A 25306-nucleotide genomic window follows, 5' to 3' on the forward strand; every position below is an offset into this window, starting at 1 on the left:
GCCAGCGGGCTCGTCTCCCGCCCGGCCCGCTCAGCCACGACATGCGCCTGCACACCAGCCGCCCACGACTGCAACCGGGAGCAGGCCGCGGCGAGTTCCCCCAGCATGTCGTCGGACAACGCAGTCAGTCGGGCCGGACCGTCTGCAACGGCAACCGACCTGAGACCGCCCTCGACATCGGGTTCCTCGGCCAGCGCAGCGCCCGCATCACCATGCGATGCGGCACCCAGCCCCGTGAACTCGGCCACCACCCGCGCCAGCTCAGCACCCGGCGCCTCGGTCAGCGCCTCCTGGAGCACCTCGTCCGGCCACAGCGCCACCGGCCCGAAATCCGCAGCAGAGTCCCGCAGGCCACCGGACACGGTGCCACACCACTCCGGCTCTGGCGGCACGTCCAGCCCATGCCGCCCGTCATCGTCACCAAACAGCGCCTCACACTCAGCGAACAGCGCGGCGAGCCAGGCGTCGTCGGGCATGGTGCCGTCCACGAAAGGGTCCTCATTCACGGCGGGTACCGAGCCCCCAACGCCGTCCGACCATTGCCTGCCCATGCCAACACCTCCCCGGACCTTAATACTGCTCCAGTCACACCATTGCAGCGGACGTTTGTTCGATCCTAAGTGGAGCTACTGACATCCGCTCGTTCTTCCGCCCGCCGCGTAACCGGCTCCCGTCGGGGTGCGCCGGCGCGGTCGCAGCGATAGCCAGGACGACGTTGAGGCAGAAAAACGTCAAAAGACGGCGCATCACCAGGAGCACCGGCCGACGCCGGCCGACGCGGCCACCACACGGGCGCCGAACCGTGTGGTGGCGCATCAGCCCCGTCCGGACAGGACTACTGCCGCACTCCCGTTCGCGCCGCCCGCTCGACCCGGGCAACCAGCCGGCTGTTGTGGGCCGCGTGACCGAATCCCGGTGTGTGCCGGGTGCCGTCGGCCATGTCGCGCGCGAGGCTTGCGTACACCTCCCCCACGTTGATGGAGGCACCGGCCCAGATCTCGGCCGCGGCGGGACCCGTGCCCGTGGCGACCGGCCGGTCGGGCACCTCGAAGTCCACGCTCGAGGTCAGCGTGAGGTCTCCGACCTGGACGCCGGCCGGATGGTCGCCCGCGAGCCGGAGCCAGCCGTCGGCACCACGGACCTCCAGGCTGAACCCGGCCTCGGCCACAGGCACACCGGCCAGGACCTGGACACTCACCGGAGCGCCGGAGACGGTCTTGACGATGGCGTCCAGGTGATCCGGGACCTCACGGGTGGTGACGGTGCCGGTGTCGACGAGCTTCACCTCCGGCCAGAGGAGCTCCGTGCGCGCGTCGATCTCGGTGATGTCGCCCAGGACCGTCTCGACGACGTCCAGGACATGGCCCACGGCGATCGTCATGAAGCCCGCTCCGGCTGCGGCCTTGTCGAAGTACTCGTAGGCGCTCACCGACTCCGGTCCGTTCCCGAAGGTCGTCGCGGTGACCCGCGCCGACAGCAGCCGCCCGAGCCGGCCCCGGGCGACGATCTCGGCCGCCCTGCGCACCGACGGGTTGAGACTGCCCTGCAGCCCGATCGCCGTGTGCAGCGATCCGGCCGCTGCCGCCATCTCCTCGGCCTCCGTGACGCTCGCACCCAGTGGGGACTCCGAGTACACGGCCTTGCCCGCCGCGAGGGCGGCGAGCACGAGCTCGCGGTGCGCCGGGACCTTCACGGCAACGGTGACGAGGTCGATCGACGGGTCGCCGATCAGGTCGTACGGGTCCGCGTACCAGCGCGCAGCCCCGAACAGCTCGGCGGCCTCCCGTGCGCTCTCCTCCCGCCTGGTCGCCACCGCCTCGAGCACGAGTCGCGGCTGGGCAGCCAGCGCGGGGATGTGGGAGGCGCCGGCCCAGCTCGCCCTCGTGTCCGCGCCGATGATCCCGACCCGGATCGGGTTGCTTGCCATGGTTTGTTGCTCCGTTCGGTCTGCTGTGGTCAAGGCAGGTCGCCTCTCGTATCGACCCCTGCGGGGTCGTGCTTCACCGGCCGACGGCGGCCATGCCGGCGGGGTCGTGCCGGTCGCCGGACGCGGGGGTCAGGTTGTTCAGCCGGCCGACCTGGTCCGGGGTGAGCCGGACGCCGTCGGCGCCGAGGTTCTCCTCGAGCCGCGTGATGCGCCTGGTGCCGGGGATGGGACCGATGTCGTCGCCCTGCGCCAGGAGCCAGGCCAGGGCGACCTGGGCCGGGGTTACTCCGGACTCCGTCGCCACGGCCCGGACCTCGTCCACGATGCGCAGGTTGCGTCCCAGGTTGCCGCCGGTGAAGCGCGGGTTGGTGCGTCGCCAGTCGTCCGCGTCGAGACCGTCCAGGGAGCGGATGCTTCCGGTCAGGAAGCCGTGCCCCAGCGGCGAGTAGGCCACCAGCCCGATCCCCAGCTCACGCAGCACGGGCAGGACCTCCGCCTCGGGGTCCCGGGTCCAGAGCGAGTACTCGCTCTGGACGGCAGCGAGGGGGTGGACCGCGTGCGCACGGCGGATCGTGGCGGGGCCGGCCTCCGACAGGCCGATGTGGCGGATCTTGCCCTCGGCGACCAGGGCGGCCAGGGCACCGACGACGTCCTCGATGGGAGTGCCGGGGTCGACCCGGTGCTGGTAGTACAGGTCGATCCGGTCGGTACCGAGGCGCCGCAGCGACCCCTCCACGGAGAGCCGGATGTTCGCCGGCGTGCTGTCCGGGCCCGGCCGGCCTGCGTGGGACACCAGGCCGAACTTGGTGGCGACCACGACCTCGTCGCGGCGCCCCTTGATCGCCCTGCCGAGCAGGGCTTCGTTGGTGTAGGGCCCGTACACCTCCGCGGTGTCCAGGTGCGTGACCCCGAGGTCCAGGGCGTGCCGGACGGTTCGGACGGAGTCGTCCTCGGACTCCCCCTTCCCGGTGTAGAAGTCGGACATGCCCATGACTCCCAGGCCGAGGCGCGAGACCTCGAGCCCGCCGAGTGATGTGGTGCGCAACGGATGGTCCTTTCCCGGATCGATCACCGCGGGCAACACCCCACGCGACCGAGTCAACTTGACGCTTCAAGATGAACTTGACGCGTCAATTTCTACCTCCTTGAACTTGATGCGTCAACAACCCGGCCGTAGGCTGCACCGCATGACCTCGACAGCGGATGCGCGACGCGCCGAACCACGCTGGCTGAACCAGGAGGAGCTGGCGGCGTGGCTGGCCAACTCCGCGATCATGATCAGCCTCCCCGCCGCCCTCGACGCCCGGATGCAGCGCGAGTCCCAGCTGACCTTCTTCGAGTACATGGTTCTCTCCGTGCTCTCCGAGCAGGAGGACCGGACCATGCAGATGAGCGCGCTGGCCGTCCGGACGTCGGCGTCGCTGTCGCGGCTGTCGCACGTCGTCGGGCGGCTGGAGACGCGCGGGCTGCTCACGAGGTCCCGGATCCCCGGCGCGGGACGCCGCACCAACACCACGCTGACCGAGGCCGGCTACGACGTCGTCGTCGCGGCGGCGCCCGGACACGTCGCGGCGGTCCGCGAGTACCTCATCGACTCGCTGGAGCCGCGGGACCTGAAGGCCTTGCAGCGCATCGGCTCGGCGGTGGAGACCGCGATCAACGGCGGACCGAACCCCCAGGCCGCCGCCGAGGCGTGAGAGACGGAGGACCGATGGTCTCGACCACGGAGGTCCGCGAGCTGCTGCTCGCCGACCGCGAGCGCACCACTGAGCTGGTCTCGTCGCTCACCGCGAGCATCTCCTCGATGGTGGAGGCGACGCAGCTGTCCGCCTCCGACGACGAGCACGACCCGGAGGGGTCGACCATCGCCTTCGAGCGCTCGCAGGCGAGCACCCTGCTCGCCACGGCCAGGGAGCACCTGTCCGACGTCGACGCCGCCCTGGGGCGGGTCGACGCGGCCACCTACGGCCTTTGCGAGCACTGCGGACAGGCCATCGCCGACGAGCGCCTGCTGGCCCGGCCGACGGCCCGGACCTGCATCGCCTGCGCGGCCGCGAGCTAGCGCCAGGGTGTTGATGGCCACGTCCGCGGCACCGGAGGCGGCGCCGACCACGAGCATCCCGATCACCAGAGGCACCATGCCGTCGGCACCGGCGGTGATGAGCAGGGCGGTGCGTGGACGGGGTCGCGTCTCGGTTCAGCGGCAGGGGATCAGGTGAGGCCGTGGCCACCGTTGACGGTGACCTGCTCGCCGGTGACGAAGGAGGCGCCCGCGGACGCCAGCCACACCACGGCGGCGGCCACGTCCGCGGGGGTGCCCATGCGGCCCAGCGGCACCCGCGCGGTGTACGCCTCGAGGAACTCCGGCGGTGTGCCGGCGTGGCGCTCGACGGGGATCCACCCCGGCGCGACGGCGTTGACGGTGACGCCGTCGGGCGCCAGCTCGCGTGCCCAGGTGCGGACCAGGGCGAGCTGGGCGGCCTTGGCCCCCGAGTATGCGGACCAGCCGACGTCGGTGCGCTGGGCCAGGTCCGACCCGACCATCACCACCCGGCCGCCGCCCGCCGAGCGCATCCCCGGCAGCACGGCCTGCACCAGCAGCAGCGGGCTCAGAGTGAAGAACCGCAGGGGCAGCAGCAGGTCGTCCCAGGTCATCCTGTCCACCGGGACCTCGGGCTGCGGGCCCGTCGCGCACGGCACCAGCACCCCGACCGGCCCGAGCCCGTCCTCAGCGGCGGACACCACGGCCCGCACACCCTCGGGTGTGGTGACGTCCCCGGGCGCGAGGACGGCGCTGCCCCCGGAGGCACGCACGGCGTCGACCACCCCGGCGGCGCCCGGGCTGGCCGGCAGGTCGTTGACGGCCACGGACCACCCGTCGTCCGCCAGCGCCAGCGCGATCGCGGCGCCCAGGCCGCGTCCGGCGCCGGTGACGAGGGCGGTGCGCCGCTCCACGCCCTGGGATCTCGTGTCGCTCCTCATGGATCGTAACGTTACACATTAGGCTGTCCGGTGTGAACGCACCTGGACGACGGCGGCCCACCGTCAAGGACGTCGCCGAGCGGGCGGGGGTCGCCCCGATGACCGTCTCCTACACGTTCAACCACCCCGCTCGGGTGGCGGAGGCCACCCGAGCCCGCGTACGGGCGGCAGCCGCCGAGCTGGGCTATCGCCCCGACAGCACCGCCCGCGCCCTGCGCTCCGGGCGCGCCAAGCAGCTCGGGGTGGTGGTCGGGGAGCACCTGTCCTACCTGTTCGACGATCCGCAGGCGGCGCAGTTCCTGGCCGGGATCGCGGAGGTCTGCGTGAGCGAGGACCTGGGCATGGTGCTGATCCCCACCCGCGGGGACGCCTCCGACGTCGACCGGGTGCTGTCCGCGGCAGTGGACTGCTACGTGCTGTGGACCACCGTGGCCGACGACCCCGTCCTCGCCGCCGTCGCGGCCGGCGGACGGCCCGCTGCCATCCAGGGCGGTCCCGCCCACCCGGGACTGGTGCGCATCGGGCCCGACGACCGCGCTGCCGCAACGGCAGTCGCGGCAGCCACGCCGCTGGCCGGGGCGACTCCCGTCGTCATCAGCTTCCCCCTGGACCGGCGCCGCAGCAGCGGAGTCCTGCGCGGCGCCGACCTGCCCGTCGACCTGACGGACCTGGAGGTGGTCCCCTTCCCCGTCACCGGGGCGCGCCTGGCCGGCTACCGTGCCGCGCTGACCGAGGCCGGTCACGACTGGGGTGACGTACGGATCGCGGTGGTCGAGCGCAACCAGCGCGAGCTGGGCGCGGACGCCGGCGCGGCACTGCTCGAAACGCTGGAGGGTTCCGGCCCCGTGGTGGCCCTGGCGATGAGCGACGAGCTGGCGCTCGGGGCCCGCTCGACGCTGGGCCGCGCGCGGCGGACGGTGACGATCACCGGGTGGGACGGCTCGCGAGAAGCCAGTGCCTCAGGCGTCTGGTCGGTGGCGGCCTCCTTGCGCGACCAGGGCCGGGCGTGCGCACAGGCAGCCCTGTCCGCCGCGCCCGAGGGACACGACGTGCCGTGGACCGTCGTCGCGCCCGGGGACCCTAGGCTGCGGGCGTGAGATACGACCAACTTGAGGCAGATGTCCTCAGGCTCATCGTCGAGGCCACCGACAGCAACGTCCGCGCTTTCGGCGAGCAGACGGTCACCCGCCTCGTGCGGCCGGTGCTGCTGCACGGTGCGCCCGAGGACGAGCTCACCGTGGAGGCCCAGGCCGCACTTGCCACTGCCTGCGCGAACGTCCTGACGATCAGCGCCACCGAGCTGCACGACGCGCTCGCGGCGATCTACGACGGCATCCTGGTCGACGACGATCTCGATGCGGAGGTCCTGACTGCCATCAGCGCGCTGGCGCACTGGCACAGCTACCTGGAGCAGAACCTGCGCGGCGAGCTCTACGAGCTCGCCATCCGCTCCGTCGAGGACGTCGACCACCAGGTGTCCGCCGACCTCGACGACTTCCTCGGCACGCCGGAGATGGCCGCCGAGTACGAGCGCATCCGCGGGCTGCTGGAGCCCGAGTGACGTGGGGCCTCCCACGTCCGCCTACTCCCGGGTGCGGCCGTGGAACTGCCGCAGCTCGTCGTCCACCCGGCGCCGGTTCACATCGTTCAGCCGGCGCAGCTGGACGTTCTCGATGACTTTGCGCTCCTCCACCGTGTAGCCCTCGAAGGCGGATTCGTCACCCGAGAGGATCACGTCCACCCATCGATGAGGATCCTGCTGGACGAGCTGCACCAGTTCCATCTCGCGCTCGCGACTCAGGTCGGTCATGGGCCAAGGCTGCTGGAGGCTGCCCCGCAGCGGAACCCGCCACGCGGAGATGCCGCCGTCGACCTCCTAGTGGTGACATGCCTTGTCGTTCATCTGCCTGGCCGGGTAGACACCCTCTGAGCAGGCACATAGCGTCTCGGGCATGACCGAGACGACGGAGATCTACGCCGACGAGGCCCCCATCGTGCAGCTCATCCCCGCGGACGGGTGGGTCGCCGTCTACAAGGACGAGCACGCCGAGGTCCGTGCTCCCCTCGTGGCGTGGGGGCTGCGCAGCGACGGCCAGGTCGTGCCGCTGGACGCCGCCCCCAAGGGTGACGTCGGCGACCCCCGCGAGACGGCCGGCTTCGACCGCGTCGAGCGACTCACCCACGGGAGCTAACCTCGCCGGGGCAGCGGCTCGCTGCCCCGGCGAAGCACCGTCGCGGACCTACTTCGGCGCCGGGACGGGCACCCGGGACCAGTCGGTGTCGGACGCGAGGTAGAACCCCGGGTGCGCCGGCTGGTTGTAGGTGGTCTGCTGCCGCGCCACCTCGGCCCGGTACTGCGGGTCGTGCAGCAGCGTGTACATCTTGATCCCGCTCACCTCGGTGGACGTGTAGATCCGCAGGGCCGAGGAGTCCACGGTGGGCACGACGAGCTCCTCACGCCAGTCACCGAGGATGTCGGCGACGAGCGACGGGTTGCCCTTCCAGTAGTTGTTGGTGCTGGTGCCCTCGGCGGTCAGCACCGTGCCCCTGGACCAGTCCTCGATGGTCGGTGTCTCCTCCCGGTCGCCGCTCACGACCTGCGTGGTGCCGTCGCCGGCCCACCGGATGCTCTGGTTGAGGCCCGGCCCGGTCTCCTCGAGCAGCTCACCGGTCGCGCTGAGCAGGCCGGCCGCCCGGGGCCGGTCGTCGCCCGCCTGGGCGCTGCGCCAGACCTCCAGGCCGGGCACGTCCGGCCGGACGTCGCCCAGGAGCGCGCGCCCGGTGTCGACGCCGGAGTACGCGCCGAACAGCGCCTCGCCCGTGGCGGCATCGCGCAGCACGGAGCCGTACGGCACGCCCGCGCCGCCCTCGTGGCAGGTCCAGATCTCGAGGCCGGGCCGGGACGGGTCGACGTCGGTCACGTGCATCGCGTCACCGTGGCCCAGGTTCGCCGTCGCGCCGGGGTCCGCCGACCCCTCGGGCAACGTGTCGGACGACGAGTACAGCAGCGTGCCGTCGTCGTCGAGGGTGGCCGCGCCGTAGACGATCTCGTGCCTGCCGTCGCCGTCGACGTCCGCCGCGGACAACGAGTGGAACCCCTGACCCCACAGCTGGGTGAGCTCGTTGTCCGGGTCCGGCTCGACGTCCTTGTTCTCGCTGTCCAGGAAGGGGTTGTTCATCGGCTTGAACCCGGAGTCCGCGACCCAGCGCGTGGACAGGTTCCGCCCGTCCCAGTCGTAGGCCACGATCGCGGCCCGCGTGTAGTACCCACGGGCGAAGATCGCCGACGGGTGCTCGCCGTCGAGGTAGGCGACGCCCGAGAGGAACCGGTCGACCCGGTTGCCGGGCTCGATGCGGGTCCACTCGTAGTCGCCCCAGCGCAGGCCGTCGTCGGTGCGCCCGGGCTCGTAGTCGACGGTCTCCAGCGGCCTGCCGGAGCGGCCGTCGAACACGGTGAGGTACTCCGGCCCGGTCTGCACGAAGCCGGCGAAGGTGCGCAGGTCGTTGCGGTCCGACCGGGCCGGCGCCCACTCGTCGATGTAGTAGTCCACCAGCTCGCGGGCGTCGGCGGCCGAGAGCGGGTAGGTGTACCGCGGCTCGATGCCGAACGCCTCCTCGAGCGTCGCCGGCCACTGGCCGCTGCGGACCTCGGGTTCGTCGGTCCACCCCTGGAACAGCTCCACCAGGTGGTCGGCGTAGTCCGCCGCGCTCCAGCGGAAGTCGGACCCGTCGGTGACGCCCGCCCTGCGGTCCTCCCGCGAGATCGGCACGTACCGCTCGCCCGCGGGCCGGCCGTTCCGGTAGGTCGTGACCTTGGTGCCGGGCGCGGTCTTCATCATGACCTCGGCCTGCCCGTCGCCGTCGAAGTCGTAGACGGGGAACTGCGTGTAGTGCGCGCCCGCCCGGACATTGACGCCCAGGTCGATGCGCCACAGCTGGGTGCCGTCGAGCTCGTAGGCGTCCAGGTACGCGTTGCCCGTGTACCCCTTCTGCGACACGTCCTTCGAGTTGGACGGGTCCCACTTGAGCACGATCTCGAGCTCGCCGTCCCGGTCGAGGTCGGCGATCGACGCGTCGTTCGCGGAGTAGGAGTAGCTCTCCCCCGCGGGCGTCACGCCGCCGGCGGGCTTGTTCAGCGGGATGTCGAGGTGGCCGTCGGACCAGGCGGTCACCGGGGCGCTGCGCTTCCCGACCCGCTCGCCGCCGCCCTTGCCCCGCGTCACCGGCGCGACGGCATACCGGGACGCGGCACCGCCGGCGGCGTCGACATAGTTGGTGGAGTGCGTGACCGTGGCGACGCGCCTGCCGTCGCGGTAGACGGCGAAGTCAGGGCCCGCCATTCCCGCGTCGGCATGGCCGGTGACCTCGTCGCCCAGCAGGCGCCAGGAGAGGAAGACGCCCTCGCTGGTGCTCGCGGCGACGAGCCCGCGGTCGAGATGCTCGAGCTGCACGTTCCCGGGGCCGTCCCCTGGGCCGGGCTGCGCGCCTGCCGGGCCGGCCCCGACGGCGAGCGCACCCACCAGCAGCACGGCCACGGCCCCTACGGTGGTTCTGGTCGTTCGCATGGCTCATTCCTCCCTGCGTCATCGCACTCCGAGCAGCTCGGAGAAAGGACTGGGTCAAGTCGAGCGAGAGCCGTCCTGGCGATCGTCCTCCTGAGCCTCCTTGCTCGGCCTCGATCGACCACGACTGAATCGATATAACCGTACACAACGGGCAATGTCCAGACCTTCGGCGCACACCCCGGGCAGCGGTGGTCAGGCAAGCACCAGCGAGACCGTGACGTAGGAGTGCGCCGGCAGGTCGACCTCGAGGCCGACCTTGTGCGGCCGCACCCCGTCGTGCCGCACCGGCGCGACGGCGTCCGGCCGCGCCGCGGTGTTGTGCGCGTTCAACGTCGGGCCGGTCAACACCCGCGCGCTGTACCCGATCAGGTCGCGACCACGCAGGTCCAGGACGACCGTCCGGTCCTGCTCGACGTCCAGGTTCGTCAGCGACACCAGCGCGGTGTCGCCGCGGGTGGACGCCGACGCCGAAAGAGTCCGCAGCTCGACGCCGTCGACCGCGGACGTCGGCACCTCGCCGCGCCAGTGGACGTCCAGGGAGTCGGCGTCGTGGTGTCCCGTGTTCATCGCGAACACGTGGTAGGTCGGGGTCAGGACCAGCGCGTTCGTCTCCGGGTCGGTCAGGATCATCGCCTGCAGCACGTTGACCGTCTGGGCGATGTTGGCCATGACCACCCGGCCGGCGTGCCGGTGGAAGGCGTCGAGGTGCCGGCTGGCGACGACGGCGTCGCGCAGGGTGTTCTGCTGGTACAGGAACCCCGGGTTGGTGCCCGGCTCGACGTTCCACCAGGTGCCCCACTCGTCGACGACGAGGCCGACCCGCTTCTCGGGGTCGTACCGGTCCATCACCGCGCCGTGCCGCTCGAGCAGGTGCTCCATGTGCGCCGCGCGGGCCAGCGCCCGGTACCACTCGTCGGTGCTGAACTCGGTCGCCGAGCCCTTGTCCGACCAGGGCCCGGTCATCGTGTAGTAGTGCAGGGAGATGCCCTGGAACGGGGCCGCGCGCCCCTCGCCGTCCTCCAGCGGGTCGAACGACCGCATCAGCGTCTCGGTCCAGTGGTAGTCGTCCACGTTCGCGCCGGCGGCGATCCGGTACACGTCGTTGCTGGCGTGCTCCCGCACGTAGGTCGCGTACTGGCGGGCGAGCGAGGCGAACTGCTCGGCGCGCAGGTTGCCGCCGCAGCCCCAGGCCTCGTTGCCGATCCCCCAGAACGGCACCCGCCACGGGGCGTCCCGCCCGTGCTCACGGCGCAGCGACGCCATCGGCGAGTCGTCGCCGCGGGTGAGGTACTCGATCCACTCGCTCATCTCGCGCACCGACCCGGAACCGACGTTCCCGGACACGTACGGGTCGGCGCCCAGCAGCTCGCACAGCGCCATGAACTCCTGCGTGCCGAAGGAGTTGTCCTCCACCACGTCGCCCCAGTGGGAGTTGACCATCCGGGGCCGCTCCTCGCGCGGGCCGACGCCGTCGCGCCAGTGGTAGTCATCGGCGAAGCACCCGCCGGGCCAGCGCAGGTTGGGGATGCTGATGGCGCGCAGCGCCGCCACGACGTCGGAGCGGATGCCGCCCACGTTCGGCACGTCGGAGTCCTCCCCCACCCAGAAGCCGCCGTAGACGCATCGCCCGAGATGCTCGGCGAAGTGCCCGTAGACGTGCCGGGAGATGGTGGCGCCCGGCAGGTCGAGATTGATGACGGCCGTCAGATCGGTACCCATGGAGCTCTCTCGTCGCGTCGTTGCGGTCCGGCGGAGCGTCGGGAGCCGCGCTCTGTCACATGCTGGGACATTCTGGCATGAATCGATTCATGCCAGACTGGTGCCATGCGACGACGCACGACACCGGAGTCCTTCGATCCCGCTCAGGTCCGCCCGTGGAACGCCGGCCTCGCCGGCCTCGGCTTCGGCGGCGACTACAACCCCGAGCAGTGGCCCGACGACGTGCGGCTCGAGGATGTCGAGCTCATGCGCGAGGCGGGGGTCAACCTGCTGAGCGTGGCGATCTTCTCGTGGGCCACGATCGAACCGCGCGAGGGCGAGCTGGACTGGGCCTGGCTGGACACGACGCTGGACCGCCTGCAGGCAGCGGGCATCCAGGTGGCGCTGGCCACCGCGACCGCGTCGCCGCCGCCGTGGCTGACGCGCAAGCACCCTGAGATCCTGCCGCGGCTCGCGGACGGGACCGTGCTGCACCAGGGCGGGCGGCAGTCGTACGCCGTCACCCACCCGGTCCACCGGGAGTACGCGCTGCGGATGACCACGCGCATGGCCGAGCGCTACCAGGACCACCCGGCGCTGGCACTGTGGCACGTGGACAACGAGATCGGCTGCCACGTCCCGCGCGACTACTCCGACGCCGCCGCCGACGCGTTCCGGCAGTGGTTGCGCGAGCGCTACCGCACGGTCGACGCGCTCAACGAGGCGTGGGGCACCGCGTTCTGGTCGCAGCGCTACGGCTCGTTCGACGACGTCCTCCCGCCGCTGGTGGCGCCCACGTACGCCAACCCCACCCAGCAGCTCGACTTCGACCGGTTCTCCTCGGACGCGCTGCTCGACTACTACCGCGACCTGCGCGACACCTTGCGCCAGATCACGCCGCACGTGCCGGTGACCACGAACCTGATGGCGACCAGCCACACCAAGGGCATGGACTACTTCTCCTGGGCCCCGGAGCTGGACGTCATCGCGAACGACCACTACACGGCCGCGGCCGACCCGGAGCGGCACGTCGACCTCGCGTTCTCCGCCGACCTGACCCGCGGGATCGCCGGCGGCGACCCCTGGATCCTCATGGAGCACTCGACCTCGGCGGTCAACTGGCAGCCCCGCAATCGCGCCAAGCTGCCCGGGGAGCTCCTGCGCAACTCGCTGGCGCACGTCGCCCGCGGCGCGGACTCGGTGATGTTCTTCCAGTGGCGCCAGTCCAGGGCCGGCGCCGAGAAGTACCACTCGGCCATGGTCCCCCACGCCGGCCGGGACACCGACCTGTGGCGCGACGTCGTCGCCCTGGGCGACGCCCTCAGGACTCTCGGCGAGGTGCGCGGTTCGCGCGTGCGTTCCCGAGCGGCGATCGTCGTGGACTGGCCCTCGTGGTGGGGCGCGGAGCTCGACTCCCACCCCACGCAGGCGCTGCGGTACATGGACCAGGTGCAGGCCTGGTACGGCGCGCTCTGGCGCCTCGGTGTCACGACCGACATGGTGTCACCGGGTGCGGATCTCGACGGCTACGACCTCGTGGTGCTGCCCACCACCTACCTCGTCACGGACGCCGACGCGCAGAACGTCGCCACCGCCGCACACCGGGGCGCGACCGTCGTCGTGACCTACTTCTCGGGCATCGTCGACGAGAACGACCACGTGCGCCTCGGCGGGTACCCGGGCGCGTTCCGCGACCTCCTGGGCGTGCGCACCGAGGAGTTCTACCCCCTGCAGGACGGCGAGACCGTACGGGTCGGCGGCGCGGTCGTCGGAGGAACGGCCGACGCCGATCTCTGGACCGAGAAGTCGCACGTCGCCGACGACGCCGAGGTGGTCGCGTCCTACCAGGACGGCGCGCTCGCCGGCCGCCCCGCGGTCACCCGGCGCGCCGTCGGCTCGGGGCACGCCTGGTACGTCGCCACCCGCCTCGACCGCCCGGGCCTGGACAGCCTGGCTGGCACGCTCGTCGCGGAGGCGGGCGTGGGCCCGGACGTCGCGGCACCGGCCGGCGTCGAGGTCGTGCGCCGGTGGTCGGACGCCACTCCCCCGGCCGGCGGGCAGCCGACGTCGTGGCTGTTCGTCGTCAACCACACTGGGGACGACGCCACCATCGGCACCGGCGCGGCGCCGGTGACCGGCACGGAGCTGCTCACCGGCGAGACCGTCACCGGGACCCTGACGGTGCCCGCGGGCGGCGTCCGCGTCCTCCGGGTCGGCTGACGGCGCCAGCCGACCCGGAGCCGGCTCGGTACAGGATGGAGGCCTGTCCGCGCGGCCAGGCCAGGGTGGCGTAGATCTGCACCATCGCGGCCTGCTCCAGCAGCTCGGTGTGCTCGTCCCCGGCGTTGAACAGCCCGGTCGCGGCTTCCCGCTCGGTGCGCCACTGGTGGTCGGCATAGTCCGCCATGGCGTTCCGGTACCTCGTGCCGCCGGTCACCGACTCCAGCAGCAGGAGGTTCTTGAACCAGATCGAGTTGAAGAACATCGGCTGGCCGTCCAGCCGCCCCTCGGTCACGTAGTAGCGGTACGACGCCGCCGCGATCGCCTTCGCCTTGGCGAGGTACTTCTTGTCGCCCGTCGCCTCGTACAGCAGGGTGTACGTGCCCAGCGGGACGCCCTGGTTGTACGACCACTGCGTGCGGTCGATCGACCCGTCGAGCTTGATGTTGTCCCAGTAGAGGCCGTTCGGCGCGAGCAGGTGCTCGTCGGTCCACCCCACCATGCGCTGCGCCCAGTCGAGGTAGTCGCGCTCCCCGGTGATCATGAACAGGCGCGTGGCGAGCTGCGCGCCGGGCATCGTGGAGACGGTGTTGCGGTCGGTGCTCCAGGTGGCCTGGGTCCAGAACACGCCGCCCGGCGCCGGGTGCGACGGGTCGGTGTCCCACCCGGAGACCACGAGCTCGAAGATCTCCTCCGCGCGGTCGAGCGCCGCCTCGTCGCCGGTCGCCAGGTACTGCTGCACCTTGGCGAGCGCGACCCACTCGTTGTCGTCGTAGAACATGTCGCCGCCACCGCCGTACGGCGCGCGCGGGTACGAGTCGTAGCCAGGCAGCCCGGTCGTGCCGCCGTCGGCGTTCCAGAAGTGCTCCTGCCCGCGGGCGACGTCGGCGAGGTCGTCCTCGAACGACCGCCCCGCGGCCCCGGGCAGCCCGGTGAGGTCGAGCGTCGCGACGTGCGCCTGGGAGTGCGGCCACTCGAACGAGTAGGTGCGGTCGTCGGGTCCGCTCGGGTAGCGCTCGCGGTAGAGGCCGGAGCCGTCGTCCGCGGCCATGTACTCCCGCATCGCGCCGTACGAAGCGACCGCCCGCTGCACCTGCGTGTGCCGCGACGCCGCGGAGGCGTCCCCGACCTGGGCGCCGGCGGGGGCCGCCGCCCCCAGTGCGCACGCCAGCGCGACGACCGTGCCGGCAACTCTGGTGAACCTCATTGTTCGCTCCTTCGTCGGTGGTGATCGGTCGTTCAGCGGGGTGACGACGCGGTGATGTCAGCGCTGTCATCCCGACGAGCCGACAGGTTAGGCGGCCTGCACCCGACCGGTCAACGGTGTCCGTGGCCGCGCTACGGGGCCGGCACGTCGGCCCCGGCCGAACAGGCGAGGCAGAGCAGCGTCGACTCGACGACTCCGCGACGCACGAACCGTTGACCCAGCTCGACGGTGAACTCGTCGCACTCCGGACACGACCAGGGGCCGTTCGCGCCGTCCTGCACCGAGGTGATGATGTCGCTCCATCCACTGTTCACGGCGCGGACTCTAGCGGGACCGTCCTGATCAACCGGCACGCGGCCGAGCCCTCGTCGACCTCCGCCACCATGACCGAGACACCGCGATCACCGATCGACCATTCCACGAACTCGTCGCTCGTCAGCTCATCACCGGGGGTCGCGGCGTCGAACATCCTGGCCCCGCCCTGCCAGTCGACCGACCCGACGGCATCCCAGCGGAGACCGTTCCAGGACGATCTGATCGTTCGTAACAGGTCGTCCTCGTCCTCCGCCCAACGCCACTGGACCACACAGCCCAGGTCTGCCGACCACGCCGTGGACATCGGCTCTCCCGAGAGGGACAGCGCGGAGAACGTGCGCCCGGCCCCGACCACGTCGACCATCCCGATGTCGTAGACAGAGCAGGCGAGGTCATAGTCAGGACCGCGATATCCGGACCACGCGGCCGTGGCCTCCGCCGGCAGCACGACCATGGGACCGCCGGTCGACTCCAGCCACCTCATCGGCTCATACCTCCAGGTTCTTGGTGAGCAGGTTCTTGGTGAGCATGAGGGTGACGTCGTCGTCGATGCGCACCATGCTCCCGGGCGCGACCGGCTCGCCGGCCGACATCAGCCCGAGCCCGTCGAACTGGTAGCCCCGTGCGATGTACAGGCGCATCGCGGAGCCGTAGTCCGCGTACACGCCGACACCCAGCCCGGCCACGGGGCTACGGGCAGCGATCAGGCGCTCCAGGGCGTCGAGCAGCGCTGTTCCGACGCCCTGCCGACGGTGGTCCGGCAGCACGTTGAGGTCCTGGATCTCCGGGACGGAGCCGTCCCGGAAAGGCGGGTACCCACTTCGCCAGGACACACAGCCGTAGCCGGCGAACTGCCCGCCCAGCCAGGCGACCAGGACCACGAGCTCACCGGACTGCTGCCGGGCGAAGTACGCGGCGTAGTCCTCCTCGGTCTTGCCGGGCCAGCCGAGCGCTCGAAATGCCGCGGCCAGCACCGGGGCGTCCTGCAGCGCCAGCGGTCGCAGTTCCAGGTCCACCCGAGCGACCGTACTGGCTGGACCGTCAAAACAACCAAGCATTTTCATCCGCACGAAAGAGGGACGGACGGCGCCATCCGCCATTCGGTTATTTCACCCGCCACGGAGTGAACCCGGGACCCACGGCACACGTAGGCTCCGGGCAGGGCAGAGGCCCGGGGGCTGACCCGGGTCGGGACCCGGGCGTGGGGTCTGGGCCCACGCTCGGGCAGGAGCCGGGACCCCCGACCTGGGGGACGGGGGTCCCGCTCCTTGGGCTCGTCGAGCCTCGCGGCACGACCCGGGTGACAACCACCGGCAGCGGCCAGATACTTTCGAGTACGACGCCTGCGCCGGGGCGATCTGCGCACCCCGGCCGGGCTGCCGCCGATCGGAGGTCTCGATGAACCCGGCCGTGAAGCAACGTCACATCGCCCTGGTCGCGCACGACAACATGAAGGTCGAGCTCCTGCGCTGGGCCGAGTACAACCGGGACACGCTCGCCGGGCACCAGCTCTACGCGACCGGCACCACCGGCACCATGCTCGAGTACGAGCTCGGCCTTCCCGTGCACCGCTTCCTGTCCGGCCCGGTCGGCGGGGACCAGCAGATCGGGGCCCGGATCGCCGAGGGCAGCCTCGACATGCTGATCTTCTTCTGGGACCCGCTCGAGGCCCAGCCGCACGACCCGGACGTCAAGGCGCTGCTGCGGATCGGTGCCGTGTGGAACGTGCCCATGGCCTGCAACGTGGCCACCGCGGACATGATCATCTCCTCACCGCTCCTGTCCAGCGACTACGAGAGCCGCCGGCCCGACCTCACGCCCCGAGCCTGGGACCAGACACCCGAGCCCCCAGGCTGACCCGACGTCGGACCGGATGAAATCGGCGGTCCATCCTGGCGTGTCTCACACGTGCTGCCGCATCATGCCCACGGAGATGTCCGACGGCGGGGGCAGGTGGGGATGTTCGGGAGCCCAGGGGCGCGGGCGGCCTCCGCTCGACTGACGCGCGGCGGCTACACCCGCCGTGGGTACAGCGTGACGGTGGTCTGCGTGTGCGTGCTCTTGCTTGGCGCCATCGGGCTCACGTTCGCGGGCTGGTCCCAGAGCCGGTACGGCGTCGCGCACGACCTGTACCAGAGCGGTGCGGAGACTCGGGCGCACGACGCCGAGGTGTACTACCGGTCGTGCAGGGGGTGCCATTCGGAGTTCCGGGCGGTCGTCGAGCTTCCCGATGGTCCGCAGACCTTGCCCTTGCCGTCGATCAGCTTCGATACGGACGACCTCCCGACCCGCCGATGGGTCGCGGCGCTGCCTCCCTACGACGGTACGTTCCAGGTGTTCTACGACCCCGACGACCCGACCGACACCGGCACGATCATGACGGTGGACGACGTCGAGGACGAGGTCTACGAGGACGGCCCGCTCACGACGTGGGTGTTCGTCGGAGCCCTGTTGACGTTCGGCCTGATGCTGGTGCGGCCATCGGTGCGGTCGACCGAAGAAGCGCATCACCGGTTCTCGGCCGTACGACGCACCGTTGACGCCCGACCGGACGCGATCCAGGGCTCAGCCCATGCCGACCACGACCTGAGTGTGCTGGTGGATGACGCTGTCGACAGGGCCTCCGAGTACAGCCTGCGCTGGCTGCGTCGCGAGCGGATCCTGGACGCGGTCATGGCGGTGGGGATCGTGCTGGTGGCCGTCAGCGCGCTGATCTGGGCGACCAGCGGACGAGAAGCCGCGATCGCCCTTCACCTGCGGGATGCCGGCATCGAGACGAAGGCGTTCGACGCTCTGGTCACCATCGACACCCGGGACGACCGGACCGTGTCGACGCAGGTGTTCGCGGAGGTCCGGGACACCAACGACTCGACGACTTACCACGACGTCGAGCTGATCGTGCCCGAGCGGTACATCGACGAGCAGCTCGACCCCGGCTGGTACTCGAACTCGGCCCCCTACCGGGACGGCTTCGTCGTCGTCCAGGATCCTGAGCACCCCGGATGGGCGGTGCCGCTGGGCGACCTCGACCATCTTGCTCAACCTGGCCCGATCGTGGTGGCGTCGGTGGTCGGCGCCGTGGGCATCTTGTTGTGCGTCGGGGTCCTGGCGTGGCCGGCCATGCGTCGCAGGCCCGATTCGGTCGGGACGCCGTCCTTGCAGCACTGACCCGGCTCAAGGCCCGACGAGGGGGCTGAAGAGGCGGTCCAGGTGCTGGTCGATGGCGGCCAGCGCGGCCCGGGGTTCGATCACCTCGAGCTCGAGCAGAGAGGTGAACCCGGTCAGCGCCAGGATCAGGTTCGTCTCGACGTCCGGGTCCCGGTCCGGGGCGATCTGGCCCTGCGCGATCGCCTCTCGGACCAGGCGTTCGACCATGGCGCGGCCGTCCCTGAGCCCGAGGGTCGCCTGCTTGCGCAGCACGGGGTCGTGCAGGGCCTCCAGGACGTAGGCGGCGCTCATCCGGGACGAGGCGCGGGCGTCGTCGTGCAGGGGCAGCATCTCCGTGAGCACCAGGCGCAGCACGTCCCTGGGGTGCGGCGGCTGGTCGAGCGCGGCCAGCCCTCGGGCGACCCGGTCGGCGGTCCGGTCGGCGGCGAACTCCATCGCGAAGGTCAGCAGCTCCGTGCGGGATGTGAAGTAGTGCTGCACCTGCCCGAGCGAGACCCCTGCCTCGCCGGCGACCTCACGCAGGGTCGCCCGGGTCCAGCCGTGCTGGTCGACGACTCGCCACAGTGCATGAGCGATCGCCTCGCGTCGTTCCCGGTGGTCCACCAGCTTCGGCACCCTGACCCCTTCCCTTTGGCAATACACCTGACATAATACACACGTATTGCCAAACGAGAGACGGAGCGCCGATGGCTGACCCGCACCCACCCCCACAGTTCTTCAACCCCTACGCCGTCGCCATCGACGAGGAGGTGGCGATCGCACTGCTGGCCGACCTGCACATCCGCAACGCGATCGAACGCGGCGAGTTCGACAACCTGCCCGGGAGCGGCAAGCCGCTCGACCTGCCCGACCGCCACGATCCCGACTGGTGGCTGAAGAACCTCATGAAGCGCGAACGGCTCGTGCTGCTGCCGCCCTCGATCCAGCTGCGCAAGGAGGATGCCGCGCTGGATGCCCGCCTCGACGAGATGTGGAGCGAGGCGGACGTGCGGCAGGAGGTCGAGGAGTTCAACAAGCGAGTGCTCCGTGGTCGCTACCAGCCGCCCGCCGGACCGCCCCTGGTCACCATGCCGCGGGACGTCGAGGCGACGGTTGCCGCCTGGGCGGATCGCAGGGTGCGAGCCGCGGAGGCACGCGCGAGGGCTCGTGCGGAGGCACCTGACGAGAGTCGCCGCCGCCGTCGTCGTATCCGGCGGCGGCGGTAGTCCCGACAGGTCGCCGAGCGAGTCGACGACCAGCACCTGACACCCGACGCCGTGATCGCCGGGTACCGCACCACCGCCCGCACCGGCCGCATGACGCGCGTCTCGCTCAGCCGGTCAGTCCTTGAGGAACTCGCCCGACCGCTCGAGCACGAGGGGTGCCACGGTCGGGTCTCCCCTGAGCGGGACGACCTCCACGGGGGTGCCGGAGCTCGCAAGGGCGTCCCGCGGCGTCCGCCCCAGCCGGACCGGGTGGCGCAGGTCGCGGTGCGGGCGGGCGACCAGCAGCAGGTGCGCGTCGGCCGCGACCCCGACCAGGACCTCGGCCGGTCGTCCCGGGAGCACCACGCTCTCCACCGGGATCTCCGGGAAGGCGGCGGACCAGTCGCGCGCGGCCTGGCGCAGCATCCGGTCGCCGGCGTCGACCAGCGCGTCGACCTCGGCGGCCGTGTCGGCGTCCGGGGCGAGGTCGGCGACGTCGGCCACCTGGACCAGTCGGAGCGTGGTGTGCCGGACGGCCGCGGCGCCGAAGGCCCGGGCCAGCAGCTCACCGTCGCCCGGATAGGACTTGACCCCGGCGACGACCCCGTTCCGGCGGGTGCCCTGCCAGTCCGCCGGCACGACCACCACGGGAACCGCCACGCGGGCGACCACCTTCGCCGTCGTCGCGCCGGCGACGACCCGCTCCGGCCCGCGCCGTGTCTCACGGCCGATGACCAGCAGACCACCGGTCGCGGCGGCCGCGACCAGCTCGGTCACGCGCGGCCCCCGGCAGAGCAGCGGGTGGACGGCGACGTCCGGTGCCGCAGCTCGCGCCTGCGACACCGCCCGGTCCAGGATCAGCTCGCCCGAGCTCCGCAGGTCCTCGACGTCACGGCCGGCGGAGGGCCACAGCCCACCGTCCGGGAGCGGGTCGGGCGCCACGTGCACCAGGCGGACCTCGGTGCCCCGGAGTCGCGCCTCGTGGATCGCGTACCGGACGGCCCCCGCGCTGCGTTCGCTCCCGTCCACGGCGACGACGACGGGATCGGACCTCCGTGTGGTGCTCATGACGAACGTCCTCTCGATACGCGCCCGGACCACTTCTCCCTCCCAGGCTGCCGCCTGCCAGGACCCGGCCGGGAGGGCCGAGGGTCATGCGCCCCGGGGACCTTCGCCCTGGCTCCGTCCCCGACGGGTCGCGTCGACCAGGGTGACCTCGGCCAGGTCGCCGACCACCAGGTGCGCCCCGGCAGCGAGCATCGAACCGCGGAGCGAACCGTGCCGGTCGACGCCGACGACCGTGCCGAAGCCGCCGCGCAGGCCGGCCTCCACGCCGACGACGGCGTCCTCGAACAGGGCGCACCGGCCGGGCGGCACACCGAGCCGCCTCGCCGCCTCGAGGAACAGCGCGGGATCAGGCTTGCCCGGCAGCCCGAGGCGATCCGCGTCGAGGCCGTCGACCCGCACGTCCACCAGGTCGTCCACCCCTGCCGCACGGAGGACGGGCCCGCAGCTCCGGCTCGCCGACGCCGCGGCGATGCCGGTGCCGTGGCGACGCAGCTCACGCAGCAGGCGCACCGTGCCGGGGAACGCCTGGACCCCGTGCGTCCCGATCTCGTCGAGGAAGTACCGGGCCTTGCGGTCGAGCAGCGACCCGAGCGTCTCGCTCCCGGGTCCTGCCGCGCCAGGACCACCCCCCTCCGGCAGGGTGATCCTGCGGGACCGCAGGAAGCCGCGGGCGCCGTCGGCCCGTGACCTGCCGTCGACGAAGCGGGGGTAGTCGCTCTCGACGTCGAACGGCGGGAGCACGGTCCCGCTCTGCCGGCCACGCTCGCGCAGGAGCTCGTCGAACGCTCGTCTCCAGGCGGCGGCATGGACCCGGGCCGTGTCGGTGATGACGCCGTCCGTGTCGAGCACGGCACCGTCCACGGCCGCCAGATCCACCCCCGCACGCGGTGGACGTCCCATGGGTCCACCCTGCTCCTCCGGGCGCCGGCCGCACCACGGGGGCACGATGAAACAGGGGGACGGCACCCGCGATCGACCGGGAGGGCCGAGCGATGCTGGCCTGGCAGGCACGTGGCGACGGGACGCTGACGCGCGCCGAGGTGCCCGTGCCGGTACCCGCCGACGACGAGGTGCTGGTCCGGGTGCTCGCCTGCGGCGTGTGCCGCACCGACCTGCACGTGGTCGACGGCGACCTGCCGCCCCACCGGTCACCCGTGGTCCCGGGGCACGAGGTCGTCGGCGAGGTGGAGCAGGTCGGCGCGCGGGTCCGCGGCCGCGTCCCCGGGGAGCGGGTGGGTGTCGCGTGGCTCCGCTCGACGTGCGGCGAGTGCGCCTGGTGCCGGCGGGGCGCGGAGAACCTGTGCCCTGCGTCGACGTACACGGGCTGGGACGCCGACGGGGGCTACGCCGACCACGTGACGGCCCCGGCCGCGTACGTCTACCCGCTGCCGGACCTGCCCGACGTCCAGGTCGCCCCGCTGCTGTGCGCGGGCATCATCGGCTACCGGGCGCTGCGGCGGGCCGCGGTGCCGCCCGGCGGGCGCCTCGGCATCTACGGGTTCGGGGCCAGCGCGCACATCACCGCGCAGATCGCCCTGGCGCAGGGCGCCGAGGTGCACGTGCTCACCCGCGACGCCGACGCCCGCGCCCTGGCCCTCGAGCTGGGCGCGAGCTCGGCCGGGGCCGCGACGGACCCGCCCCCCGTGCCGCTGGACTCGGCGATCGTGTTCGCGCCCGCCGGCGAGCTCGTCCCCGTGGCGCTCTCGGCGCTCGACCGGGGCGGGACGCTCGCCCTGGCCGGCATCCACCTGACCGACGTCCCGTCCCTGGACTACCAGCGGCACCTCTTCCAGGAGCGCACGCTCACCAGCGTCACCGCCAACACCCGCGACGACGGCGCGGAGCTGCTGCGGCTCGCCGTCCGGCTGGGGATCCGCGCGACGGTCACGCCGTACCGGATGGACCAGGCCGACGTCGCGCTGCGCGACCTCGCGGCCGACCGCGTGCACGGGGCCGCGGTGCTGGTCGGCGGCGCCGCCTGACGCACGGGCCGGCCCCGCCCCGGATGGGGCGAGGCGAGCATCCAGCCGGGCGAGGGCGGACCCGTCAGGCCGGGGCCGGGCCGAGGGACCGCAGCAGCCTCCCCATCTCCCCGTACGCCTTGTTCCGGTACGCGACCAGCGCCTTGACCTGCTCCGGCGTGTAGTCCCGGAGCAGCCCCCGGCCGTTCTTCACGCCCTTGCGGTCCCCCGCCACGGCGTCCTTGATCAGGTCCGGCGTCGCCAGGCGCTCACCGAAGTTCTCCTCGAACGTACGGAACCCGCCCGCGTAGACGTCGAGCCCGGCCTGGTCGGCGATGGCGAACGGGCCGAAGAACCCGAGCCGGAAGCCGAACGTCGTGCGCACCACGGTGTCGATGTCCTCCGGCGACGCGATGCCCTCCTCCGCGATCGACATCGCCTCCTTGAGCAGCACGTACTGCAGGCGGTTCAGCACGAAACCCGGCACGTCGGCCACCAGCGCACCCTGCCGGCCGGCCCGGGCCAGCAGCTCACGCACCACCGGCACGACCTCCGGGTCGGTGCGCTCGCTGAGGACGAGCTCGACGCCGGGGATGAACGGGGCCGGGTTGGAGAAGTGCACCGTCAGGAACCGCTCCGGGTTCGTGACCGCCTCGACCAGCACCCGCGCCGGGATCGTCGAGGTGTTGCTGCCGATGATCGCCTCCGGGCGCGCGGCCCCCGAGATCCGGCCCAGCACGTCGTGCTTGACCTCGACCGACTCGAACACCGCCTCCTCGACGAAGTCGGCCTCCGCGACGGCCTCCTCGATCGACGCCGCGGTGGTCAGGTTGGCCCGGATCGTCTCGGTCGCGCCGGGGTCGTAGAGGCCCACGTCCTCGAACTCGCGGGCCTCCGCGAGCAGCCGCGTGTACGCGGCCTGCGTCGCCTCGGCCGAGACGTCCGCGATGACGACGGGCAGGCCCGCGAGCGCGAGCGACTGCGCGATGCCCCCACCCATGTACCCGGCCCCGATGACGGCGACCGAACTGATGCTCTTGATCATGATGTCCCTTCTGGTACTGAAACGTTTACCGACAGCAGTCAGCCGCAGGATGCCGGGTTCGGCGCGGGGTCCCTCCCCGCGGCCCCGTCCTCGATCTCCCCGATCGCCATGACCTTGGGCGCCGACGGCGACGCCGGGTCGAACCGGTAGCCGAGCCACTCGCGGGTGAGCCGGCGGGCCAGCTCGATGCCCACGACGCGCTGCCCGAAGCAGAGCACCTGCGCGTCGTTGGACAGGACCGCCCGCTCGACCGAGAAGGAGTCGTGCGCGGTCACCGCCCGCACGCCGGGCACCTTGTTGGCCGCGATCGCCACGCCGAGACCCGTGCCGCACACGAGCAGGGCCCGGTCCGCCTCCCCGGCGCCGACCAGGCGGGCCGCGGCGGCGCCCACGTAGGGGTAGGCCGTGTGCTCGTCGCTGCCGACGCCGACGTCGACCACCGAGGCGACCCGCTCGTCCGCCTCCAGGTCCCGCTTCAGGATCTCCTTGTACTCGTACCCGGCGTCGTCGCAGCCGATCACCAGTCGCAGGCCGTCCACCATCAGGATTCCACCTTCGAGGTCGGGGGCGCGGGGATGCCGGCCTCGGCACCCGCCTCGCCCAGCAGCAGGGCGAGGGAGGTCGCCCCCGGGTCCGGGACGCCCAGGCTCTTGTCCCCGAGCACCCGCGCGCGGCCCCTTCGGGCCGCGATGTTCTCGGTCGACGCGGCGCCCTCGCGGGCGGCCTCGACCGTGGCGCGCCACGCGTCGGCGGGGGTCGCGCCCGCGCCGGCGGCCGCGGTGAGCGCCTCGACGGCGGGGTGCAGCGCGTCCACCATCGTCTTGTCGCCGACCTGCGCGCCGCCGACGTCCTGCACCTGGTCCCGGGCCGCGGTGATCCCGGCGACGAGGTGGTCGAGGCCGACGCGGGCGTCCGCCGGGAGCACGTCGGCCAGCGCGAGCAGGCCCACGCCCCACAGGGCGCCCGACGTCCCGCCGGCCTTGTCCGCCCACGCGTCGGCCGCGCGGCGCAGCACGGACGGCGCGTCGCCCCCGGCCGCGAGGGCGGTCTCGGCCGCGACGACGGCGGCGTCGATGCCGCGGCACATGCCCCGGCCGTGGTCGCCGTCCGCGGCGACGGCGTCGAGGTCACCGAGCATCTGCTCGGCGTCGTGCAGCGCGGCCTGGGCCCGGCGCAGGAGGCCCGCCACCGTGCCCGCCGCGGCGATCCCCTCGGGCGTGCTGGCGCGCACCAGCTCGGTCTCCGGCTCGGTGGTGAGCGCCACCGGCACCGGGGCCTGCGCGGGACGCCAGCCGCCGTGATGAAAGCCGGGCGTGTCGGCCGGCGCGAGCCACAGGCGCTCGAGCTCGTCGTCGAGCCAGGTGACGGTCAGCGAGCAGCCGGCCATGTCCAGGCTGGTCACGTACTCGCCCACCAGCGGTGCGACGATCGCGACGCCGCGATCCACGAGCAGGTCGTGCACGCTGTCCCACAGGACGAACAGCTCCTCGTACTTGACCTCGCCCAGGCCGTTGAGCAGCACCGCGGCCCGGCCGTCGGCGTCGGCGGGGCGTTCGGCGAGCACCCGGTCGACGAGCTCGACGGCGAGCTCCGCCGCCGTCGGCCGCGCCTCCTCGCCGACGCCGGGCTCGCCGTGGATGCCGAGCCCCCAGCCGGCCGTCCCGGGCTCCAGGCTGAACAGCGGGTGGTCCTGGCCCGGGAGCGTGCAGCCGTCGAACGCCACCCCGAAGGACTGCGTGCGCTCGTTGCCGCGCGCGGCGAGGCGGTTCACCTCGGCCAGGTCGGCGCCCTCCTCGGCGGCGGCCCCGGCGAGCTTGAACACGACGAGGTCGCCGGCGACGCCCCGCCGCTCGTGGGCCCGGTCGACGGGAGCGGACGCGACGTCGTCGGTCACCAGAAGGATGGTGACGTCGGTGCCCTGGGCCCGCAGGCGGCTGGCCGCGGCGCCGAAGTTGAGCACGTCGCC

General features: G+C 72.3%; 26 protein-coding genes and 1 pseudogene. 10 read left to right on the forward strand and 17 right to left on the reverse strand.

Features of this window, described 5'->3' with window-relative positions; all coding sequences use genetic code 11:
• From ACFU5G_RS18075 to ACFU5G_RS18085, 3 genes and pseudogenes are all read right to left on the reverse strand, one after another.
• Positions 1-488: pseudogene (locus tag ACFU5G_RS18075) on the reverse strand (HNH endonuclease); the annotation flags it as partial.
• A gap of 347 nt (positions 489-835) precedes the next feature.
• Positions 836-1927, reverse strand: a complete 1092-nt coding sequence (locus tag ACFU5G_RS18080; RefSeq protein WP_377247629.1) for a Gfo/Idh/MocA family protein — start codon at positions 1925-1927, stop codon at positions 836-838.
• Between the two features lie 73 nt (positions 1928-2000).
• Entirely contained in the window at positions 2001-2972 is a 972-nt protein-coding gene (locus tag ACFU5G_RS18085; RefSeq protein WP_377247632.1) for an aldo/keto reductase, read from the reverse strand.
• 142 nt (positions 2973-3114) lie between these two features.
• Between ACFU5G_RS18085 and ACFU5G_RS18090 the strand changes: the two genes are divergently transcribed.
• Positions 3115-3624, forward strand: a complete 510-nt coding sequence (locus tag ACFU5G_RS18090) for a MarR family winged helix-turn-helix transcriptional regulator (protein ID WP_377247635.1) — start codon at positions 3115-3117, stop codon at positions 3622-3624.
• Between the two features lie 14 nt (positions 3625-3638).
• The gene (locus ACFU5G_RS18095) at positions 3639-3989 is read left to right on the forward strand and encodes a TraR/DksA family transcriptional regulator (protein ID WP_377247638.1); all 351 of its coding nucleotides are present in this window, start codon (positions 3639-3641) and stop codon (positions 3987-3989) included.
• Positions 3990-4138: 149 nt separating this feature from the next.
• Here the strand turns inward: ACFU5G_RS18095 and ACFU5G_RS18100 are convergent, their stop codons facing one another.
• Positions 4139-4909 carry an SDR family NAD(P)-dependent oxidoreductase gene (locus ACFU5G_RS18100; RefSeq protein WP_377247641.1) on the reverse strand — a complete coding sequence of 257 codons (771 nt, stop codon included), beginning with the start codon at positions 4907-4909 and terminating at the stop codon, positions 4139-4141.
• A gap of 32 nt (positions 4910-4941) precedes the next feature.
• Between ACFU5G_RS18100 and ACFU5G_RS18105 the strand changes: the two genes are divergently transcribed.
• Both ACFU5G_RS18105 and ACFU5G_RS18110 read left to right on the forward strand, forming a co-directional pair.
• Positions 4942-6006 (forward strand): LacI family DNA-binding transcriptional regulator, encoded by a 1065-nt coding sequence (locus ACFU5G_RS18105; RefSeq protein ID WP_377247644.1) that lies wholly within the window; start codon positions 4942-4944, stop codon positions 6004-6006.
• On the forward strand, positions 6003-6470 hold the full coding sequence (locus tag ACFU5G_RS18110; protein ID WP_377247647.1) for a hypothetical protein: 468 nt from the start codon (positions 6003-6005) through the stop codon (positions 6468-6470). Before ACFU5G_RS18105 ends, ACFU5G_RS18110 begins: the two co-directional genes overlap by 4 nt.
• 21 nt (positions 6471-6491) lie before the next feature.
• Here the strand turns inward: ACFU5G_RS18110 and ACFU5G_RS18115 are convergent, their stop codons facing one another.
• Positions 6492-6719 carry a hypothetical protein gene (locus ACFU5G_RS18115; RefSeq protein WP_377247650.1) on the reverse strand — a complete coding sequence of 76 codons (228 nt, stop codon included), beginning with the start codon at positions 6717-6719 and terminating at the stop codon, positions 6492-6494.
• A gap of 142 nt (positions 6720-6861) precedes the next feature.
• Between ACFU5G_RS18115 and ACFU5G_RS18120 the strand changes: the two genes are divergently transcribed.
• Positions 6862-7101, forward strand: a complete 240-nt coding sequence (locus tag ACFU5G_RS18120) for a hypothetical protein (protein ID WP_377247659.1) — start codon at positions 6862-6864, stop codon at positions 7099-7101.
• Positions 7102-7149: 48 nt separating this feature from the next.
• Here ACFU5G_RS18120 and ACFU5G_RS18125 read toward each other — a convergent pair whose 3' ends face one another.
• Both ACFU5G_RS18125 and ACFU5G_RS18130 read right to left on the reverse strand, forming a co-directional pair.
• On the reverse strand, positions 7150-9474 hold the full coding sequence (locus ACFU5G_RS18125; protein ID WP_377247663.1) for a rhamnogalacturonan lyase: 2325 nt from the start codon (positions 9472-9474) through the stop codon (positions 7150-7152).
• Between the two features lie 192 nt (positions 9475-9666).
• Positions 9667-11193 (reverse strand): alpha-N-arabinofuranosidase, encoded by a 1527-nt coding sequence (locus ACFU5G_RS18130; RefSeq protein ID WP_377247666.1) that lies wholly within the window; start codon positions 11191-11193, stop codon positions 9667-9669.
• Positions 11194-11298: 105 nt separating this feature from the next.
• Between ACFU5G_RS18130 and ACFU5G_RS18135 the strand changes: the two genes are divergently transcribed.
• Positions 11299-13392 (forward strand): beta-galactosidase, encoded by a 2094-nt coding sequence (locus ACFU5G_RS18135; protein WP_377247669.1) that lies wholly within the window; start codon positions 11299-11301, stop codon positions 13390-13392.
• Here the strand turns inward: ACFU5G_RS18135 and ACFU5G_RS18140 are convergent.
• The 4 genes from ACFU5G_RS18140 to ACFU5G_RS18155 form a co-directional block, all read right to left on the reverse strand.
• Entirely contained in the window at positions 13337-14599 is a 1263-nt protein-coding gene (locus tag ACFU5G_RS18140; RefSeq protein ID WP_377247672.1) for a glycoside hydrolase family 76 protein, read from the reverse strand. The genes ACFU5G_RS18135 and ACFU5G_RS18140 overlap by 56 nt on opposite strands.
• A gap of 131 nt (positions 14600-14730) precedes the next feature.
• Positions 14731-14913 carry a hypothetical protein gene (locus ACFU5G_RS18145; RefSeq protein WP_377247675.1) on the reverse strand — a complete coding sequence of 61 codons (183 nt, stop codon included), beginning with the start codon at positions 14911-14913 and terminating at the stop codon, positions 14731-14733.
• On the reverse strand, positions 14910-15398 hold the full coding sequence (locus ACFU5G_RS18150; protein WP_377247678.1) for an Imm21 family immunity protein: 489 nt from the start codon (positions 15396-15398) through the stop codon (positions 14910-14912). The genes ACFU5G_RS18145 and ACFU5G_RS18150 overlap by 4 nt, the downstream gene beginning before the upstream one ends.
• A gap of 4 nt (positions 15399-15402) precedes the next feature.
• Positions 15403-15930, reverse strand: a complete 528-nt coding sequence (locus ACFU5G_RS18155; protein ID WP_377247681.1) for a GNAT family N-acetyltransferase — start codon at positions 15928-15930, stop codon at positions 15403-15405.
• A 382-nt stretch (positions 15931-16312) separates the two neighbouring features.
• Between ACFU5G_RS18155 and ACFU5G_RS18160 the strand changes: the two genes are divergently transcribed.
• Both ACFU5G_RS18160 and ACFU5G_RS18165 read left to right on the forward strand, forming a co-directional pair.
• Positions 16313-16771: a methylglyoxal synthase gene (locus ACFU5G_RS18160; RefSeq protein WP_377247684.1), complete on the forward strand. Its 459-nt coding sequence runs from the start codon at positions 16313-16315 to the stop codon at positions 16769-16771.
• Positions 16772-17083: 312 nt separating this feature from the next.
• Positions 17084-18082, forward strand: a complete 999-nt coding sequence (locus ACFU5G_RS18165) for a hypothetical protein (RefSeq protein WP_377247687.1) — start codon at positions 17084-17086, stop codon at positions 18080-18082.
• Between the two features lie 6 nt (positions 18083-18088).
• Here the strand turns inward: ACFU5G_RS18165 and ACFU5G_RS18170 are convergent, their stop codons facing one another.
• The gene (locus ACFU5G_RS18170; RefSeq protein WP_377247690.1) at positions 18089-18697 is read right to left on the reverse strand and encodes a TetR/AcrR family transcriptional regulator; all 609 of its coding nucleotides are present in this window, start codon (positions 18695-18697) and stop codon (positions 18089-18091) included.
• Between the two features lie 71 nt (positions 18698-18768).
• On the opposite strand from ACFU5G_RS18170, the gene ACFU5G_RS18175 reads away from it, so the two are divergent.
• The gene (locus ACFU5G_RS18175) at positions 18769-19287 is read left to right on the forward strand and encodes a DUF1992 domain-containing protein (RefSeq protein WP_377247693.1); all 519 of its coding nucleotides are present in this window, start codon (positions 18769-18771) and stop codon (positions 19285-19287) included.
• A gap of 114 nt (positions 19288-19401) precedes the next feature.
• Here the strand turns inward: ACFU5G_RS18175 and ACFU5G_RS18180 are convergent, their stop codons facing one another.
• Both ACFU5G_RS18180 and ACFU5G_RS18185 read right to left on the reverse strand, forming a co-directional pair.
• Positions 19402-20334 carry a universal stress protein gene (locus ACFU5G_RS18180; protein WP_377247696.1) on the reverse strand — a complete coding sequence of 311 codons (933 nt, stop codon included), beginning with the start codon at positions 20332-20334 and terminating at the stop codon, positions 19402-19404.
• An 84-nt stretch (positions 20335-20418) separates the two neighbouring features.
• Positions 20419-21234, reverse strand: coding sequence for an HAD family hydrolase (locus tag ACFU5G_RS18185; protein ID WP_377247699.1), 816 nt, complete (start codon positions 21232-21234; stop codon positions 20419-20421).
• Positions 21235-21326: 92 nt separating this feature from the next.
• Here ACFU5G_RS18185 and ACFU5G_RS18190 point away from each other — a divergent pair, with 92 nt between their 5' ends.
• Positions 21327-22316: a zinc-dependent alcohol dehydrogenase family protein gene (locus tag ACFU5G_RS18190; RefSeq protein ID WP_377247702.1), complete on the forward strand. Its 990-nt coding sequence runs from the start codon at positions 21327-21329 to the stop codon at positions 22314-22316.
• Positions 22317-22380: 64 nt separating this feature from the next.
• Here the strand turns inward: ACFU5G_RS18190 and ACFU5G_RS18195 are convergent, their stop codons facing one another.
• The 3 genes from ACFU5G_RS18195 to ACFU5G_RS18205 form a co-directional block, all read right to left on the reverse strand.
• The gene (locus ACFU5G_RS18195; protein WP_377247705.1) at positions 22381-23340 is read right to left on the reverse strand and encodes a 3-hydroxyacyl-CoA dehydrogenase family protein; all 960 of its coding nucleotides are present in this window, start codon (positions 23338-23340) and stop codon (positions 22381-22383) included.
• 38 nt (positions 23341-23378) lie between these two features.
• Complete coding sequence (locus ACFU5G_RS18200) at positions 23379-23882, reverse strand: ribose-5-phosphate isomerase (RefSeq protein ID WP_377247708.1); 504 nt, start codon at positions 23880-23882, stop codon at positions 23379-23381.
• Positions 23882-25306 (reverse strand): dihydroxyacetone kinase family protein (locus ACFU5G_RS18205; RefSeq protein WP_377247711.1); only part of this gene is annotated, 1425 nt, incomplete at its 5' end. The genes ACFU5G_RS18200 and ACFU5G_RS18205, both read right to left, overlap by 1 nt.

Source organism: Promicromonospora sp. NPDC057488, assembly GCF_042802395.1.
Lineage (GTDB): Bacteria > Actinomycetota > Actinomycetes > Actinomycetales > Cellulomonadaceae > Promicromonospora.